The organism is Streptomyces sp. 5K101, from assembly GCF_046506645.1.
GTDB lineage: Bacteria > Actinomycetota > Actinomycetes > Streptomycetales > Streptomycetaceae > Streptomyces.
The window spans coordinates 141,586-154,823 of the sequence record NZ_JBKFFO010000006.1 but is presented as its reverse complement, the minus strand read 5'-3'; the positions used below and the strand labels follow the sequence as shown (position 1 = coordinate 154,823).

The window sequence follows — 13,238 nt, the reverse complement described above, 5'->3', positions numbered from 1 at the left end:
ACAACGCGACCTGCTGATCCAGGAGTTGCACCATGCCCGGACCCAAGGATCTCGACCCGTCCACGTCCCCCAGGGCGCTGCTCGGCGCGGAACTGCGCCACGCCCGCATGAAAGCCGGCCTCACGCAGGACGAGTTGGGCCGCCCGCTGTTCGTGAGCGGCTCGTACATCGGCCAGATGGAGGCGGGCACGCGCCGCATCCTCCGCGAGCACGCGGTCCAACTGGACGAGGTGTTGGACACGGACGACTTCTTCGCGCGCAACTGCGAGGTGTCCGGCAAGTCGCGCTACCCGGACCACTTCGCGGAGGCGGCGGAGGCGGAGGCGATGGCGGAGACGATCCGCGTCTACGAGCCGCTGCTCATCCCGGGGCTGTTGCAGACGGAGGCGTACGCGCGGGCGGTGTTCCGGGCGTATGACCCGACGGCGACGGAGGAGGCGATCAACGATCTGGTGGAGGCGAGACTGGACCGCGCGCGTCTGCTCGCCGATCCAACAAAGCCGTTGTTGTGGACGGTGCTGGACGAGGCGGTGTTGCGCCGAAAGGTCGAGGGAACGAAGGCGGCGCTGCGACATGTGGCGGACCTGGCTCGGCGACGCCGGATCATCGTGCAGGTGCTGACGTTCGACGCGGGCGCGCACGCGTCTTTGGAAGGACCGATCAAGCTGATGACCTTTCCCGACGCACCGCCACTCGCCTATCTTCAGGGCCTGGGATCAGGACAGTTGGAGGACGATCCGGCCACTGTCACCCGCCACGCACTGACCTACGATCTCGTCAGGGCCAGCGCGCTGTCGCCGGAAACGTCCTTGGCCCTGATCGAGTCAGTGGCGGAGGATGACGCGCATGGAGACCAGCAGCCCTGAGTACGACCTGACGGCGTCCGCCTGGCGCAAGTCCAGCTACAGCGGCGGCAGCGGGGGTGAGTGCCTCGAAGTCGGCGACGGCCACCCTGACATCGTCCCCGTCCGCGACTCCAAGAACCCCGACGGCCCGCACCTGATCTTCCCGGCCGCCGCCTGGTCGATGTTCGTCGCGGACCTGAAGCGCGCTTAACCGTCCCGGATCTCGGGCGTCGAGAGCCGAGCGCCTTTTCTGCGGAAGGGAAGGAAGGGCCTCAACCCACCCTTCCGCCCCGCCGGTTGGCATGCACGCGGACTTTCCGCGACCGACTTGCCACGGAGCGTCATCGCGCTCTGGCGTTCCGATAAACGAACAACCCCCGACAGGTGCGGGAACACCTGCGGGGTCTGACCAACGAGATCGAATCGAGCGATCCCATGGCTGACGGCCACTTTAGTGCTGCCCCGCATCCCCTCGCCAACCCCGGCTACGGCAAACGGACGGTTTTCGACCAACTTCCCCGTAGGGCCGACGACTTCACGCATCTCCCGCCCCGCGTGGGGGCGATCGCCGCGTACATCGACCGGCTGCCGGACAACAGCGACATCTCCGTGAAGACGCTGGCCAAGTACACCCCGTACGGCCAGACGGCAGTCGGAAAGGCGCTCAACCACCTGATCGCGGCTGGACATCTGCGACGCGGCCTGGAGTCGGTCACGGTCGCCTCGGGCAGCACACAGTGGGTCACCCGCACGTGGTGGTCCCGTACCGCGCGGAACGACGCATGGTGGGCGGCGTACCAGCGGGGCGACGTGCCGGAGGAACGGCCGCCCCGGCCCACCCGCTCCCGCGCGTACATCCTGCTCGCCGCCCTCGGGCGGGAGAACCCGGTGATGTCGCTGTCCCACGCGGACTGCACGGCCCTCGCGTCGCTGGTGGAGGAGTGGTTCTCGCGGGAGGCCACCGAACGGCAGGTGCTGCACGCCCTCACGACCTGGCTACCGGTCCCGGTCCACCACCCGGCCGCGCTCGCCCGCCGCCGCCTCGTCGACAAGCTCCCGCCCGCGCCGCCGCCGAAGCCCCGCCCCGTACGCATCCTGGAATGCGGCGAGTGCGGCCGGCCGGCCGGGGCGGGGGACCTGCGGTCGGGCAAGTGCACCCACTGCCGAGGGACGCGGTCGGCCCCACCGCCGACGCTCCCACCCGCCCGCGTCCGCGCCCTGGCGGCCGAGGCGCGAGCGGCGGCATCGCGCCCACCCGAGAGGACACCGAACGTGGACTCGTGATCGAGGGCTACCGCAAGGGTCGCTGCCGCCCGGACGGCACGCTCGCACCGTCGGCCCACTTCGCCGGGCACGGCGAGTGGTCAGGCACAGACGGGGTGCTCATGACCGCCGAGACCACCTCGCACGACCACGACACCGAACGACGCGACCGGGTCGAGAAGCGCGACGGATACGCGCGGGCCGAGATCCCCGTCTACCTCCTGGTCGACCGCGACTCCCACACCGTCGTCGTCCACAGCGAGCCCAGAGAGGGCTTCTACCACCTCGCGCGGACCTACGGTTACGGCGAGACGGCCGAACTCCCCCACCCCGTGAACATCACTCTCACACCGAGAAGCTCAAGGACTACGCCGGCGGCCGGTAGTCCGCCCGCGGGACGGCGAGGCGGTCGGCGACCAGGGCGAGCCAGGCGCTCGGGGCATACGGAGCCGGCGGATCGACTTCCATGCCCAGCTCCGCCAACCCCAGAGCGTAGTCGGCGTCATCCAGGTCGAGGGCGAGGAGCTCGTTCAGCTCGCCGACGAGGCGGACCACGAGCTGCGGGTCCGTGGACTCGGAGTAGTCACGAACTGCCGCATCGTGGTCGGCGAACTCGTCCGGCATGTCCTGGGAGAACCAGCCGCCGAGAAACTGTGCGAGTTCGGGGAAACGGGTACGCCACTCCCAATGAGTGCCGGGCGTAACCGGACGCGGGACGTCACCTCCCTCGATGGACCGTTTGATGTGGTCGGCGATACGGAAGAGCCAGTCCTGGATCTCCGAGTCGGGCAGTCCGACGTCCGGTACCGGGTAGAACTCGCCGAGGCGCATCCGGAGCCGGCCGGGCGGGTTGCGGGCGTACTCGCGGACCTGCTGCTCGGCGACGCCCAGGGCCCAGGGGCGGGTGTGCCAGGTGTGGCGCAGGTAGGCCTGGAGCGCCTCACTCGGCACGTCCTCCGCGTCGTCTGCCGACTGGCCGGCGTAGGCGCTTATCACCTGGTCCAACTCGCCGTAGCGACGGTCGAATTCGAGAGGCTTCATGGACACGGCGGCGCATTCCTAGAGGTAGACGGGGAAGGTGGCGTGCACGACGAAGCCGTGCGGACTCGCCGGCTCGCGCCGCAGCACGACCCGCGCGGCCCGTACGTCCACGGGCTCGCGCCCGGCGAGCATCATCGCCTGCAGCAGTACGCGGCCAACCGGCTCGTCCCGGGACGGCCACGCGGCCTCGATCGTCAGGCGCGGCCGGGTGTCCTGGGCCAGCCACCGGTGGATGGCCTGCTCGTTGTGACGACCTGCTGAGTGGCCCATTGGGCGGTTTCGCGATCGGGGTAGGTGGAGGAGCGGGTGCGCATGCTTGTGTCCTTCGGCTTGGGACGCTCAGTATGTGTTGAACCGCCAGACGACGCCGACCTCCGTGGGAGACACAACAACGAGCCCCAGATCCGACAAATAGTCGGTGACTCCGAACCCGCCAGTGACATTGTGCAAGAAGTCTGCGTTCCGGTCGGTGCTCGCGTTTCCAGCCGGCGTATAGCATGTGCAGTCGGGATCAAATCGCGCAAGCAACGTACGCGCGTCTGACAGCAACCCTTCTTTGCGTTCGGGGAAATCCCGGATGTTCTTTGCCTGGAACCATTCGTCGGTCAGCGCCACGAGCAACTGGGCCGCCGAATCCAGAGCAACCTGGTGAAGAATTGCCCCGAGCCGCGCTTCCGCTGAGACGACAAAAGGGAAAGAAGCACCGCGTCCTGCGTCTGCCGCGTTCTCCTCTTTGTCCGAGTCCAATGTCATCCAGCCGCGCGGGTCGTCCACAGCGCGTGCCATGACGGCCAGCACATCCGTACGCCAGTCCGCATGACGTCGTGGGCCAACGGCCACGAATGCGTACTCGTCCTCGAAGAGACGCAGCACCGCCGCTTCCCAGTCCTGCTGTGAGGGCGTATTCATCACAGGTTCCGTGGTTCTGTCAGGGGATCGGCATCGACGTGAGGACCACGAAGGGCGGGTCCAGAGAGTCATCGTACTTAAGCACGGTCCTGATCCCGGTGACCGGGACGGCCTTGGCGTTGAGGCCGCCCTCCTTGTATCCGCTCATCGGATCGTTGGGATCGACAGGCTGCTTGGAAACGCTGCGCCCACTGTACTCGCCATTTGGCGCCGTCCCGTCGAACGCCTCGGGCCTGCTGCCGTTTGTAGGCGGAGGCGGACCTTCCAACCATGCCTTGATGGCCTGGGAATTCTGATTGACGTTGTGTTGCGTCAGTTCCTGGGCCCTCTCGGCGTTCTCGAACGTCGAAGCCGCGGCGATGGTCGGCTTGTTGTGCGGCCAACTCGGCGTGGGCGGCTGGCTCTGATCCCGCAGGCGCTGTGCGAGTTGCTCGTCGGTCTTACCCACATGCTTGTCGAGGGTATGGCCCTTGTTCATCCACTCGGATTCGGCGAGGTCGACCTTGTAGATGCCGTTTTTGGTGTCCTCAGGGTTGGTCCACTGGTGTTCCTTCTTGAACTCGTTGAGCGCCCTCCTGCCGAACGCCTGCGCCCGCGCCTCCTGCGCCTCGAATTTGGGGGCGCTGCGGTAGGCCTCGTCGAGCGGCCCCATGAGCGCGTCCAGCTGAGGCACCAGCGCATTGACCCGCCGGTTGTACTCGGTGACGATCGCGTTCAGCTTCGCTGTGTCGATGTTGAGGACGATGCCCGCACCGAGCTGGCTCGCTCCCTTGGCCACGCCCTTCGCGACGCCCTTGACGAGCCCCTTGAGGTCGTCCATTCCGACGCCGTCCTTGAGGTTCACCTCGACCTTGGGGATCGCCTCGCGAATCGCGGCCTTGTAGACCTCCCACACCTCATGGTTGAGGTAGACGGCCGCCTCGGCGAACTGGTACAGGAGGTCGCTGACCTTCTGTGCGGTGTCGAAGAGGACGGTCATCACCGGGTGCGTGGCGGTCTGCGAGGAGGCCGAGTCGTGCTTCCACTGGTAGCCCGCGGTGTTCTTGCCCCATGCCGTCGTGCCCCACAGCGAACTGCAGAACTGGCGCATGGCGTTGTGCCATTCGCTGTTGCTCTGCTGGGTGATGCTGCTGACGTTCCCGGTCAGCGCGCTCTCGGCCAGGGAGAGGGGCATGGTCATCGCCATCCAGGCCTTGGACAGCGAGTTGAGATAGTGCTGCTGGGGATACGGGTAGACCTCGGCGACCTTTCCCATCCGGAAGGCGTGCTTCACGATGGGGCGCAGGCCTCCCGCACGGGCTCCGGGACCCACTCGAGCAACGACCTTTCGATGTCGTCGCCGCCGTCGTCGTCGCCCCACTTGAGGTTCGGTACGGACCCGTAGTCCGGCACCTTCTCGATGACCACGGGGAGCGGCTGGGTGACGGCCTTCGTCTTGCCCGTCGGGTCGTTGGCCGCCTCGGCCTTGGCGTAGCTGTTGGCCGTGGCGGTGAAGCCCACCGCGGCGCCGCCGATGCTGACGACGCTCTTCGCCCACACGTCGAGGAAGCGGTTGCCCACCTTGACGTACGAAATCGCGAAGGCCTGCGGAGCGGTGCCGTAGCCGCCGGCGTCCGGGTACTCCCTCAGCTTGTCGAGGAGCTCCTTGGCGCCCTTGTCCATGGGTGACTGCTGGGCCGCCACTCCGCCGGACACCCGGTACAGATCGGACGGCTTGACGTCGATGGTGCCGTTCTGGCCGGGTCCCTGTGCGCCCGGCTGCGGACCGCCATCAGCGGGCGCCCCGGCTCCGCAGCACCGCCTGGTGCGCCGCCGCATAGTTGATGTGGCCCTTGGTGACGACCTCGTGCAGCCAGGCCTGGGCGGCCTGCAGGTCCTCCGCCGACCGGTCCCACTTGTCGAGCTCGTAGACGAAGACCTCACGGGCCTCCCCCTCCCAGGTCAGGACGAGCTTCTCGACCCGGCCGTAGAGCAGGTCCAGCCTTTCGTTCAGCTTCTTGAGGATGTCCTCGAGGTCACTCGAAAGACGCTGCAGAGTGGCGAAGTTGACGGTTATGTGCTCGTCGTCCGACATGTTTCCCCCGTACTCAGAAGTCGGCGATCCTGCTGCGCGCCGCGTCAGGAACCTCCGGGTTCGGTGTGGAGAGCCGGCGCGCCTCGCCGGCCACGTCCACCCCGGCCTGGACCGCTCGCAGGCGCTCCATGATGTCGAGGTCCTGCTGCGAGAAGCCGTCGGCTGAGGCGGACGGCCTGCTCGAGCCGCTGCATGACCATCCGGATCCGCACGGCGTCCTCGGCTGCGCCCCGGTGCAGCGCCCGGTACGCCGTGGCGGACGGGCCGCGCCAGCCGGCCTCGATGCTGTCGACGATCTCGTCCATGCGCTTGACCTGCTTGTCGAGGTACCCCTGCATGTCGTCGAGGTCGTCGGCGAGGGCGGTGAGCTTGTCGTGCTGCGCCTTGAGCCTGGGCTGCTCCATTCGTCCCCCCCGTGCATATCGGTCAACTGCCAAGCAATACCGGTCGCTTGCGTCACCCTAACAACACCTGGAACAGTCACTTCTGCTCGCCTGTGGGTAACAGTCAACAGGCGAGGATCGGTCCACTCGGAGTCGGGTCCGCGGGTCACGCGGTAGCGTTGGGCCTGACGCCGAGCATTCTCATTCGAGGATCCCCTGTGCCCCATCCGCCCTTTCCTCCGCCACCCATGAGCACGTGGCCCAACCGGACCGCCCTGCTCGCCGACCGGCGAATCGCGCTCGACGCGCTGCGGAAGCGCAGTTTGGGGCTTGGGCGGCTGGTCCTGCTCTGGCTCGTGGGGACGCTGGGACTCCTGGGCTGGACGTCGTTCACCCTGCCACTGCAGGGACTTGGCCCGAACGGCGACCGCATGATGCTGATCCCGGCACCGTTGCTCGTACCCCTGGGCCTCGGGGCGCTGGTGCCCGCCGTCTTCGTGGTGGTGCGCGGCGTCCGACGTGACCGGGAGGTGCGCGAGCTGATGGACCTGTGGCTGGAGCTCGACCGCGACGCCGGCCTCGATGCCCGCCTGCGCGCACCTGGTCTCAGCCTGACCTGGCTGCTGCTGTCCTTCGTGCCGTGCGGGCTCGGCCTCTGGATGTCCTTCGGGACCGCGGCCGAGGCCCGCACGATCTACGACGCCGTGCTCGGCATGGGAGCCGGCGTGATCGCCTGGGTCACCGGGCTGCTCGGGATCGCCAAGTCGGTCGCCCACCGGAAATGGATACTGGCACGGCTGCGGCGCACACCGGCAGCCGGCGGCCGGTGATCCGCGCTTGCCGCACCCCCACGGAGTACGAGTCCCTGAAGGAGACGGCCTACCTGCTGCGCAGCCCCGAGAACGCCCGCCGACTGCTGGCGTCCGTCGACCGCCTGGAGAACGGCGGCGGCACGGTCCGGGAGCTTGCCGAATGAAGTTCGTTTCGTGTGGGACGAGTCCAGTCGGGCGGACTACGTCTGGTGGCAGGCCCAGGACCGCAGGGTCCTCAAGCGGATCAACACCCTGCTCCAGGACATCGCCCGCAACGGCAACGAGGGCACCGGCAAGCCCGAACCTTTGAAGCACGGCTTCCAGGGCTACTGGTTCCGCCGCATCACCGACGAGCACCGCCTCGTCTACAAAGTCGTCGACGACGAGATCCGCGTCGCCGCCTGCCGGTACCACTACGAACGCTGAGGACGGACGGCCGCGGCCGGCCCCGCGAACGCCCGAGGGCGGCACCCCTGGGAGTGGGGTGCCGCCCTCGGTCCGTACAGCGTGCGAACTGCTGATCCGTGAAGGATCAGAAGTCCATGTCACCGCCCGGCATGCCGCCACCGGCGGGCGCGGCGGCCTTCTCCGGCTTGTCGGCGATGACGGCCTCGGTGGTGAGGAACAGCGCCGCGATGGAGGCCGCGTTCTGCAGGGCGGAACGGGTGACCTTCGCGGGGTCGATGATGCCCTCGGCGATCATGTCGACGTACTCGCCGGTCGCGGCGTTCAGACCGTGGCCGACGGCCAGGTTGCGCACCTTCTCGACGACGACGCCGCCCTCGAGACCACCGTTGACGGCGATCTGCTTCAGCGGGGCCTCCAGCGCGAGCTTCACGGCGTTGGCGCCGGTCGCCTCGTCGCCCTGGAGCTCGAGCTTCTCGAAGACCGAGGAAGCCTGGAGCAGCGCCACGCCACCACCGGCGACGATGCCCTCCTCGACGGCCGCCTTCGCGTTGCGGACGGCGTCCTCGATGCGGTGCTTGCGCTCCTTGAGCTCGACCTCGGTCGCGGCGCCGGCCTTGATGACGGCCACGCCGCCGGCCAGCTTCGCGAGGCGCTCCTGGAGCTTCTCGCGGTCGTAGTCCGAGTCGCTGCTCTCGATCTCGGCGCGGATCTGGTTGACGCGACCGGCGACCTGGTCGCTGTCACCGGCACCGTCGACGATCGTGGTCTCGTCCTTGGTGATGACGACCTTGCGGGCGCGGCCCAGCAGGTCCAGGCCGGCGTTCTCGAGCTTGAGGCCGACCTCCTCGGAGATGACCGTGCCGCCCGTGAGGATGGCGATGTCGTTCAGCATGGCCTTGCGGCGGTCGCCGAAGCCCGGGGCCTTGACGGCGACGGACTTGAAGGTGCCGCGGATCTTGTTCACGACGAGCGTGGACAGGGCCTCGCCCTCGACGTCCTCGGCGATGATCAGCAGCGGCTTGCCGGACTGCATGACCTTCTCCAGCAGCGGAAGGAGGTCCTTCACGTTGCCGACCTTGGAGTTGACGATCAGGATGTACGGGTCGTCGAGGGACGCCTCCATACGCTCCATGTCGGTGGCGAAGTACGCCGAGATGTAGCCCTTGTCGAAGCGCATGCCCTCGGTGAGCTCCAGCTCCAGACCGAAGGTCTGGGACTCCTCGACGGTGATGACGCCTTCCTTGCCGACCTTGTCCATGGCCTCGGCGATGAGCTCACCGATCTGGGTGTCGGCGGCGGAGATGGAGGCCGTGGAAGCGATCTGCTCCTTGGTCTCGACATCCTTCGCCTGCTCCAGCAGGGCGCCGGAGACGGCCTCGACGGCCTTCTCGATGCCGCGCTTGAGGGCCATCGGGTTGGCGCCGGCGGCCACGTTGCGCAGACCCTCGCGGACGAGCGCCTGGGCGAGAACGGTCGCGGTGGTCGTACCGTCACCGGCGACGTCGTCCGTCTTCTTGGCGACTTCCTTGACCAGCTCGGCGCCGATCTTCTCGTACGGGTCCTCGAGCTCGATCTCCTTGGCGATGGACACACCATCGTTGGTGATCGTGGGGGCGCCCCACTTCTTCTCGAGGACGACGTTGCGACCCTTGGGACCAAGGGTGACCTTGACGGCGTCGGCGAGCTGGTTCATCCCGCGCTCGAGACCGCGCCGTGCCTCCTCGTCGAACGCGATGATCTTGGCCATGTGAAGTGTCCTCCCGGACATGGGGGTCCCCCCGCGCGAAGCTGCGGGGGAGGATTGCCTTCGGATCGCATCCGGCGCCCGCGACGGACGGTCTGCGTGCCGCGTGGTTCCTTGCCCCACCCGGCCTGCGGACCTCACCGACCCGATCCAAGTTCTGTCACTCTCACTCGGAGAGTGCTAACGCCAATGATTAGCACTCGACCCCTGAGAGTGCAAGCGCCTGACGCTCACGGTGACCGCCGCGGCGCACGCACGAGGGGCCCGCATCCCCGTCTGTGGGATGCGGACCCCTCGTGGCGTGCGTGCGCCGGTGGCCGATCGCGTCTGGATCAGTCGGATCAGACGGCGAGCTTGACCATGTCGGCCTGCGGACCCTTCTGGCCCTGCGAGATCTCGAACTCGACTCGCTGACCCTCTTCGAGGGTGCGGTATCCGTCCATCTGGATCGCGCTGTAGTGGACGAAAACATCCGCACCACCGTCGACCGCGATGAAGCCGTACCCCTTCTCCGCGTTGAACCACTTGACGGTGCCCTGAGCCATGCCTAACTCCCCTATTACTGGCCCTTGCACAGGACCGCACTTCGCGGACCCGGGTCAGACCTCACCCCAGCAGGAGGGGTGTGCGCCGGAACGCGTCGACCGCGGCTGAATGTATCTGCCCAACTGCCCTCCGCAACAGGTCAATCGGACGAGAAATCTGGGCAGGGCCGATCGGCCGATCCATGCGAATTCATTGAATTCCGGGGCAAGTCGGGCCCGGCAAAGTGCGACTTTCGGCGCAATTCGATCGCTTACTTTGGCGCATTCTTGTGGAGCGGGAACGCATTGCCGGGCAGCCGGCGGAGGGGGCTTCCCAGACTCTACCGCGCTCAACCATGCAGAATTACCCCCTCCGCTTCTCTCGCGGAGGGGGCAATGCCGATAACGCGGGGTAACGCGGAGGGGATCAGCCGCCGGCGACGGCGGGGATGATCGACACGCCCGCACCGTCCGGCGTCGCCGTCTCGAGGCCCTGCTCGAAGCGGACGTCGTCGTCGTTCACGTACACGTTGACGAAGCGGCGCAGCTTGCCCTGGTCGTCCAGGACGCGGGCCGCGATGCCCGTGTGGTTCTTCTCCAGGTCCGCGATGACCTCGGCCAGAGTCGCGCCCTCTGCGGAAACCTCGGCCTGACCGCCCGTGTACGTGCGGAGGATGGTGGGGATACGGACGTTGACGCTCATGCGAGGCCAGCCTCTCGGAAAGAGTCCAGGTTGGGTCGGATGACAGCGGTCATACCCGTCGTGGGCGCCACCGCGTCGAGGGTCTTGAGGCCGTCACCCGTGTTGACGACGACCGTGGTGAGGGACGGGTCGATGACACCGGCCTCGATCAGCTTCTTCGCCACGCCGAGGGTCGTGCCGCCGGCGGTCTCCGTGAAGATGCCCTCCGTGCGGGCGAGCAGCTTGATCGCGTCCACGATCTGCCCGTCGGTGACGTCCTCGACCGCGCCGCCGGTGCGGCGGCAGATGTCCAGGACGTACGGGCCGTCGGCCGGGTTGCCGATCGCGAGGGACTTGGCGATGGTGTCGGGCTTCTGCGGCCTGACCACGTCGTGGCCCGCCTTGAAGGCGACGGACACCGGGGAGCAGCCCTCGGCCTGGGCGCCGAAGATCTTGTAGGGCTTGTCCTCGACCAGACCCAGCTTGATCAGCTCCTGCAGGCCCTTGTCGATCTTGGTGAGCTGGGAGCCGGAGGCGATCGGGATGACGATCTGGTCGGGCAGCCGCCAGCCGAGCTGCTCGCAGATCTCGTACGCGAGCGTCTTGGAGCCCTCGGCGTAGTACGGGCGGAGGTTGACGTTCACGAAGCCCCAGCCCTCGCCGGCCGGGTCGCCGATGAGCTCCGAGCAGAAGCGGTTGACGTCGTCGTAGTTGCCCTCGATGCCGACCAGTTCACCGCCGTACACGGCGGCCATGACGACCTTGCCCTGCTCCAGGTCGTGCGGGATGAACACGCAGGAGCGGAAGCCGGCGCGGGCGGCCGCGGCGCCGACGGCGCCCGCGAGGTTGCCGGTGGAGGAGCACGAGAGGGTGGTGAAGCCGAACGCGCGGGCTGCCTCCAGGGCCTGGGCGACGACACGGTCCTTGAAGGAGTGCGTCGGGTTGCCGGAGTCGTCCTTGACGAACAGCTTGCCGGCCTCGACGCCCAGCTCGCGGGCGAGGTTGTCGGCCTTGACGAGCTTGGTCCAGCCGGGGTTCAGGTTCGGCTTGTCCGCGACGTCGGCCGGGACGGGCAGCAGCGGGGCGTAGCGCCAGATGTTCTCGGGCCCGGACTCGATCCGCTTGCGCAGGGCTTCCGGGTCGCCGCTCGGCACGTCGTACGCGACTTCGAGCGGCCCGAAACAGACCTCACACGCGAAGATCGGGCCGAGGTCGAACCGCTCGCCGCACTCGCGGCAGGAGAGCCCGGAGGCGGGGCCCAGGTCGACGGATCCGGTGGAATCGGCGGATTCGTTGGTGGTGGCAACAGTCTGCACAGCCATGGAGGCGAGGCCCTTTCTCCTCATCTTCCCCGCGACGCACCTCGCCGCGAGACGGAATTGGCACCTTCCCTAGCCGTGAGCCTCGCGCGATGAGCGCAGAGATCGGCTGGAGGGTTGCCGGGGCTTCAACGGGCCGTATCCCTCTGCCCCTCTGGATGAGCGGTATTCGGTTGTCGCGCGCGGCGACCCCGACATGCGGCGGTCACGCGCGTTGTTCAAGACTGTAGCCGAACCCCTGGACGCTTGAGATGGTCGTCCGATCCGCGAGATGGAGATCACGTGCTGGATGAGGTGGAGCGCTGGCTCGCCCGACGGTCCTGGTCGGTGGCCGACCGCCCACTCGGCCGGCTGCTGGCCGCCAAGAAGAACACCACGGTCAGCGTCGTGCTGCCGGCCCTGAACGAGGAGGAGACCGTCGGGGAGATCGTCTCCGCGATACGCGACGGGCTGATGTCGGGCCCCGTTCCGCTGGTGGACGAGCTGGTGGTGATCGACTCGGCGTCGGGCGACCGCACGGCGGACGTGGCCGCCGCGGCGGGCGCGCGGGTGGTCCACCGGGACGCCGTCCTGCCGCACATACCGGCCGTGCCTGGCAAGGGCGAGGTGCTCTGGCGGTCACTGATGGTGACCAGCGGTGACATCGTGTGCTTCGTCGACGCGGATCTGCGCGACTTCTCCGCGGACTTCGTCTCGGGGATCGTCGGGCCGTTGCTGACCGAGCCCGAGCTGCAGTTCGTCAAGGCGATGTACGACCGCCCGCTCGGGGGCGCGCCCGCTCAGGGCGGCCGGGTGACCGAGCTGGTGGCGCGGCCGCTGCTGAATCTGCACTGGCCGCAACTGGCCGGTTTCGTCCAGCCGCTGGGCGGCGAGTACGCGGCCCGGCGCTCCCTGCTGGAGCAACTGCCCTTCCCGGTCGGCTACGGAGTGGAGCTGGGGCTGCTGGTGGACGCCCTCAACCTGGTGGGACTCGACGCGCTGGCGCAGGTCGACGTGGGCACGCGCCGGCACCGCCACCAGGACGGGCAGGCGCTGGGCCGGATGGCGGCGACGATCTACCGCACGGCTCAACTGCGCCTGGCACGCGGCCACTTGGTACGGCCGGAGCTCACCCAGTTCGAGCGCGGCGAGCACGGATTCGTACCGCGCAACCACCAGGTGGACACCGAGGAGCGGCCGCCGATGCGCGAGATCGGTGAGTACGCGGCGCGTCGCGCGGCATAAGCCGGACCTT

17 protein-coding genes, 2 pseudogenes and 1 riboswitch are annotated in these 13,238 nt (G+C 68.0%); of the genes and pseudogenes, 8 read left to right on the top strand and 11 right to left on the bottom strand.

Annotated features, from left to right (window positions below; all coding sequences use genetic code 11):
* Positions 1-32 precede the first annotated feature (32 nt).
* The 4 genes and pseudogenes from ACLB9X_RS14305 to ACLB9X_RS14290 form a co-directional block, all read left to right on the top strand.
* Positions 33-866 (top strand): helix-turn-helix domain-containing protein, encoded by an 834-nt coding sequence (locus ACLB9X_RS14305; RefSeq protein ID WP_410360707.1) that lies wholly within the window; start codon positions 33-35, stop codon positions 864-866.
* The gene (locus ACLB9X_RS14300; protein ID WP_410360706.1) at positions 847-1,056 is read left to right on the top strand and encodes a DUF397 domain-containing protein; all 210 of its coding nucleotides are present in this window, start codon (positions 847-849) and stop codon (positions 1,054-1,056) included. The genes ACLB9X_RS14305 and ACLB9X_RS14300 overlap by 20 nt, the downstream gene beginning before the upstream one ends.
* A gap of 224 nt (positions 1,057-1,280) precedes the next feature.
* Positions 1,281-2,129: a hypothetical protein gene (locus ACLB9X_RS14295; protein ID WP_410360705.1), complete on the top strand. Its 849-nt coding sequence runs from the start codon at positions 1,281-1,283 to the stop codon at positions 2,127-2,129.
* 101 nt (positions 2,130-2,230) lie between these two features.
* Positions 2,231-2,395: pseudogene (locus tag ACLB9X_RS14290) on the top strand (Uma2 family endonuclease); the annotation flags it as partial.
* Between the two features lie 79 nt (positions 2,396-2,474).
* On the opposite strand, the gene ACLB9X_RS14285 reads toward ACLB9X_RS14290, so the two are convergent.
* The 7 genes and pseudogenes from ACLB9X_RS14285 to ACLB9X_RS14255 all read right to left on the bottom strand — a co-directional run bounded on the left by ACLB9X_RS14285 (position 2,475) and on the right by ACLB9X_RS14255 (position 6,536).
* A complete protein-coding gene (locus ACLB9X_RS14285; RefSeq protein WP_410360704.1) occupies positions 2,475-3,155 on the bottom strand; it encodes a contact-dependent growth inhibition system immunity protein in 681 nt (226 codons plus the stop codon).
* 12 nt (positions 3,156-3,167) lie between these two features.
* Positions 3,168-3,463 (bottom strand): annotated as a pseudogene (locus ACLB9X_RS14280) (RNase A-like domain-containing protein).
* Positions 3,464-3,488: 25 nt separating this feature from the next.
* Positions 3,489-4,058, bottom strand: coding sequence for a hypothetical protein (locus tag ACLB9X_RS14275; RefSeq protein ID WP_410360703.1), 570 nt, complete (start codon positions 4,056-4,058; stop codon positions 3,489-3,491).
* Positions 4,059-4,077: 19 nt separating this feature from the next.
* Positions 4,078-5,331: an RNase A-like domain-containing protein gene (locus ACLB9X_RS14270; protein WP_410360702.1), complete on the bottom strand. Its 1,254-nt coding sequence runs from the start codon at positions 5,329-5,331 to the stop codon at positions 4,078-4,080.
* Positions 5,328-5,876, bottom strand: coding sequence for a hypothetical protein (locus ACLB9X_RS14265; RefSeq protein ID WP_410360701.1), 549 nt, complete (start codon positions 5,874-5,876; stop codon positions 5,328-5,330). The genes ACLB9X_RS14270 and ACLB9X_RS14265 overlap by 4 nt, the downstream gene beginning before the upstream one ends.
* Positions 5,830-6,132, bottom strand: coding sequence for a WXG100 family type VII secretion target (locus ACLB9X_RS14260; protein WP_410360700.1), 303 nt, complete (start codon positions 6,130-6,132; stop codon positions 5,830-5,832). Before ACLB9X_RS14260 ends, ACLB9X_RS14265 begins: the two co-directional genes overlap by 47 nt.
* Positions 6,133-6,176: 44 nt before the next feature.
* Positions 6,177-6,536, bottom strand: coding sequence for a WXG100 family type VII secretion target (locus tag ACLB9X_RS14255; RefSeq protein ID WP_410360699.1), 360 nt, complete (start codon positions 6,534-6,536; stop codon positions 6,177-6,179).
* A 227-nt stretch (positions 6,537-6,763) separates the two neighbouring features.
* Here ACLB9X_RS14255 and ACLB9X_RS14250 point away from each other — a divergent pair, with 227 nt between their 5' ends.
* From ACLB9X_RS14250 to ACLB9X_RS14240, 3 genes are read left to right on the top strand one after another with little or no spacing between them, the layout of a single operon-like run.
* Complete coding sequence (locus tag ACLB9X_RS14250) at positions 6,764-7,345, top strand: hypothetical protein (protein WP_410360698.1); 582 nt, start codon at positions 6,764-6,766, stop codon at positions 7,343-7,345.
* The gene (locus ACLB9X_RS14245; RefSeq protein ID WP_410360697.1) at positions 7,297-7,491 is read left to right on the top strand and encodes a hypothetical protein; all 195 of its coding nucleotides are present in this window, start codon (positions 7,297-7,299) and stop codon (positions 7,489-7,491) included. Before ACLB9X_RS14250 ends, ACLB9X_RS14245 begins: the two co-directional genes overlap by 49 nt.
* Positions 7,481-7,753 carry a Txe/YoeB family addiction module toxin gene (locus ACLB9X_RS14240; RefSeq protein WP_410360696.1) on the top strand — a complete coding sequence of 91 codons (273 nt, stop codon included), beginning with the start codon at positions 7,481-7,483 and terminating at the stop codon, positions 7,751-7,753. Before ACLB9X_RS14245 ends, ACLB9X_RS14240 begins: the two co-directional genes overlap by 11 nt.
* A gap of 106 nt (positions 7,754-7,859) precedes the next feature.
* Here the strand turns inward: ACLB9X_RS14240 and groL are convergent, their stop codons facing one another.
* The 4 genes from groL to thrC all read right to left on the bottom strand — a co-directional run bounded on the left by groL (position 7,860) and on the right by thrC (position 12,007).
* A complete protein-coding gene (gene groL, locus ACLB9X_RS14235) occupies positions 7,860-9,482 on the bottom strand; it encodes a chaperonin GroEL (RefSeq protein ID WP_410360695.1) in 1,623 nt (540 codons plus the stop codon).
* Between the two features lie 338 nt (positions 9,483-9,820).
* Positions 9,821-10,024: a cold-shock protein gene (locus tag ACLB9X_RS14230; protein ID WP_005315736.1), complete on the bottom strand. Its 204-nt coding sequence runs from the start codon at positions 10,022-10,024 to the stop codon at positions 9,821-9,823.
* A 406-nt stretch (positions 10,025-10,430) separates the two neighbouring features.
* Positions 10,431-10,706 (bottom strand): MoaD/ThiS family protein, encoded by a 276-nt coding sequence (locus tag ACLB9X_RS14225; protein WP_058924632.1) that lies wholly within the window; start codon positions 10,704-10,706, stop codon positions 10,431-10,433.
* Positions 10,703-12,007 (bottom strand): threonine synthase, encoded by a 1,305-nt coding sequence (gene thrC, locus ACLB9X_RS14220; RefSeq protein ID WP_410360694.1) that lies wholly within the window; start codon positions 12,005-12,007, stop codon positions 10,703-10,705. The genes ACLB9X_RS14225 and thrC overlap by 4 nt, the downstream gene beginning before the upstream one ends.
* 17 nt (positions 12,008-12,024) lie before the next feature.
* Positions 12,025-12,169: riboswitch (SAM riboswitch) on the bottom strand.
* A 117-nt stretch (positions 12,170-12,286) separates the two neighbouring features.
* Here thrC and ACLB9X_RS14215 point away from each other — a divergent pair.
* Positions 12,287-13,228 (top strand): glucosyl-3-phosphoglycerate synthase, encoded by a 942-nt coding sequence (locus tag ACLB9X_RS14215; protein WP_410360692.1) that lies wholly within the window; start codon positions 12,287-12,289, stop codon positions 13,226-13,228.
* The last annotated feature ends 10 nt before the right edge of the window (positions 13,229-13,238 follow it).

What these genes read in the sequence shown, in the direction of transcription:
- ACLB9X_RS14255 (WP_410360699.1), bottom strand. Translation starts at nt 6,536, where the DNA reads ATGGAGCAGCCCAGGCTCAAGGCGCAGCACGACAAGCTCACCGCCCTC.
- ACLB9X_RS14305 (WP_410360707.1), top strand. Translation starts at nt 33, where the DNA reads ATGCCCGGACCCAAGGATCTCGACCCGTCCACGTCCCCCAGGGCGCTG.
- ACLB9X_RS14230 (WP_005315736.1), bottom strand. Translation starts at nt 10,024, where the DNA reads ATGGCTCAGGGCACCGTCAAGTGGTTCAACGCGGAGAAGGGGTACGGC.
- ACLB9X_RS14265 (WP_410360701.1), bottom strand. Translation starts at nt 5,876, where the DNA reads ATGCGGCGGCGCACCAGGCGGTGCTGCGGAGCCGGGGCGCCCGCTGAT.
- ACLB9X_RS14275 (WP_410360703.1), bottom strand. Translation starts at nt 4,058, where the DNA reads ATGAATACGCCCTCACAGCAGGACTGGGAAGCGGCGGTGCTGCGTCTC.
- ACLB9X_RS14225 (WP_058924632.1), bottom strand. Translation starts at nt 10,706, where the DNA reads ATGAGCGTCAACGTCCGTATCCCCACCATCCTCCGCACGTACACGGGC.
- ACLB9X_RS14300 (WP_410360706.1), top strand. Translation starts at nt 847, where the DNA reads ATGGAGACCAGCAGCCCTGAGTACGACCTGACGGCGTCCGCCTGGCGC.
- groL (WP_410360695.1), bottom strand. Translation starts at nt 9,482, where the DNA reads ATGGCCAAGATCATCGCGTTCGACGAGGAGGCACGGCGCGGTCTCGAG.
- ACLB9X_RS14295 (WP_410360705.1), top strand. Translation starts at nt 1,281, where the DNA reads ATGGCTGACGGCCACTTTAGTGCTGCCCCGCATCCCCTCGCCAACCCC.
- ACLB9X_RS14250 (WP_410360698.1), top strand. Translation starts at nt 6,764, where the DNA reads ATGAGCACGTGGCCCAACCGGACCGCCCTGCTCGCCGACCGGCGAATC.
- ACLB9X_RS14260 (WP_410360700.1), bottom strand. Translation starts at nt 6,132, where the DNA reads ATGTCGGACGACGAGCACATAACCGTCAACTTCGCCACTCTGCAGCGT.
- thrC (WP_410360694.1), bottom strand. Translation starts at nt 12,007, where the DNA reads ATGGCTGTGCAGACTGTTGCCACCACCAACGAATCCGCCGATTCCACC.
- ACLB9X_RS14245 (WP_410360697.1), top strand. Translation starts at nt 7,297, where the DNA reads ATGGATACTGGCACGGCTGCGGCGCACACCGGCAGCCGGCGGCCGGTG.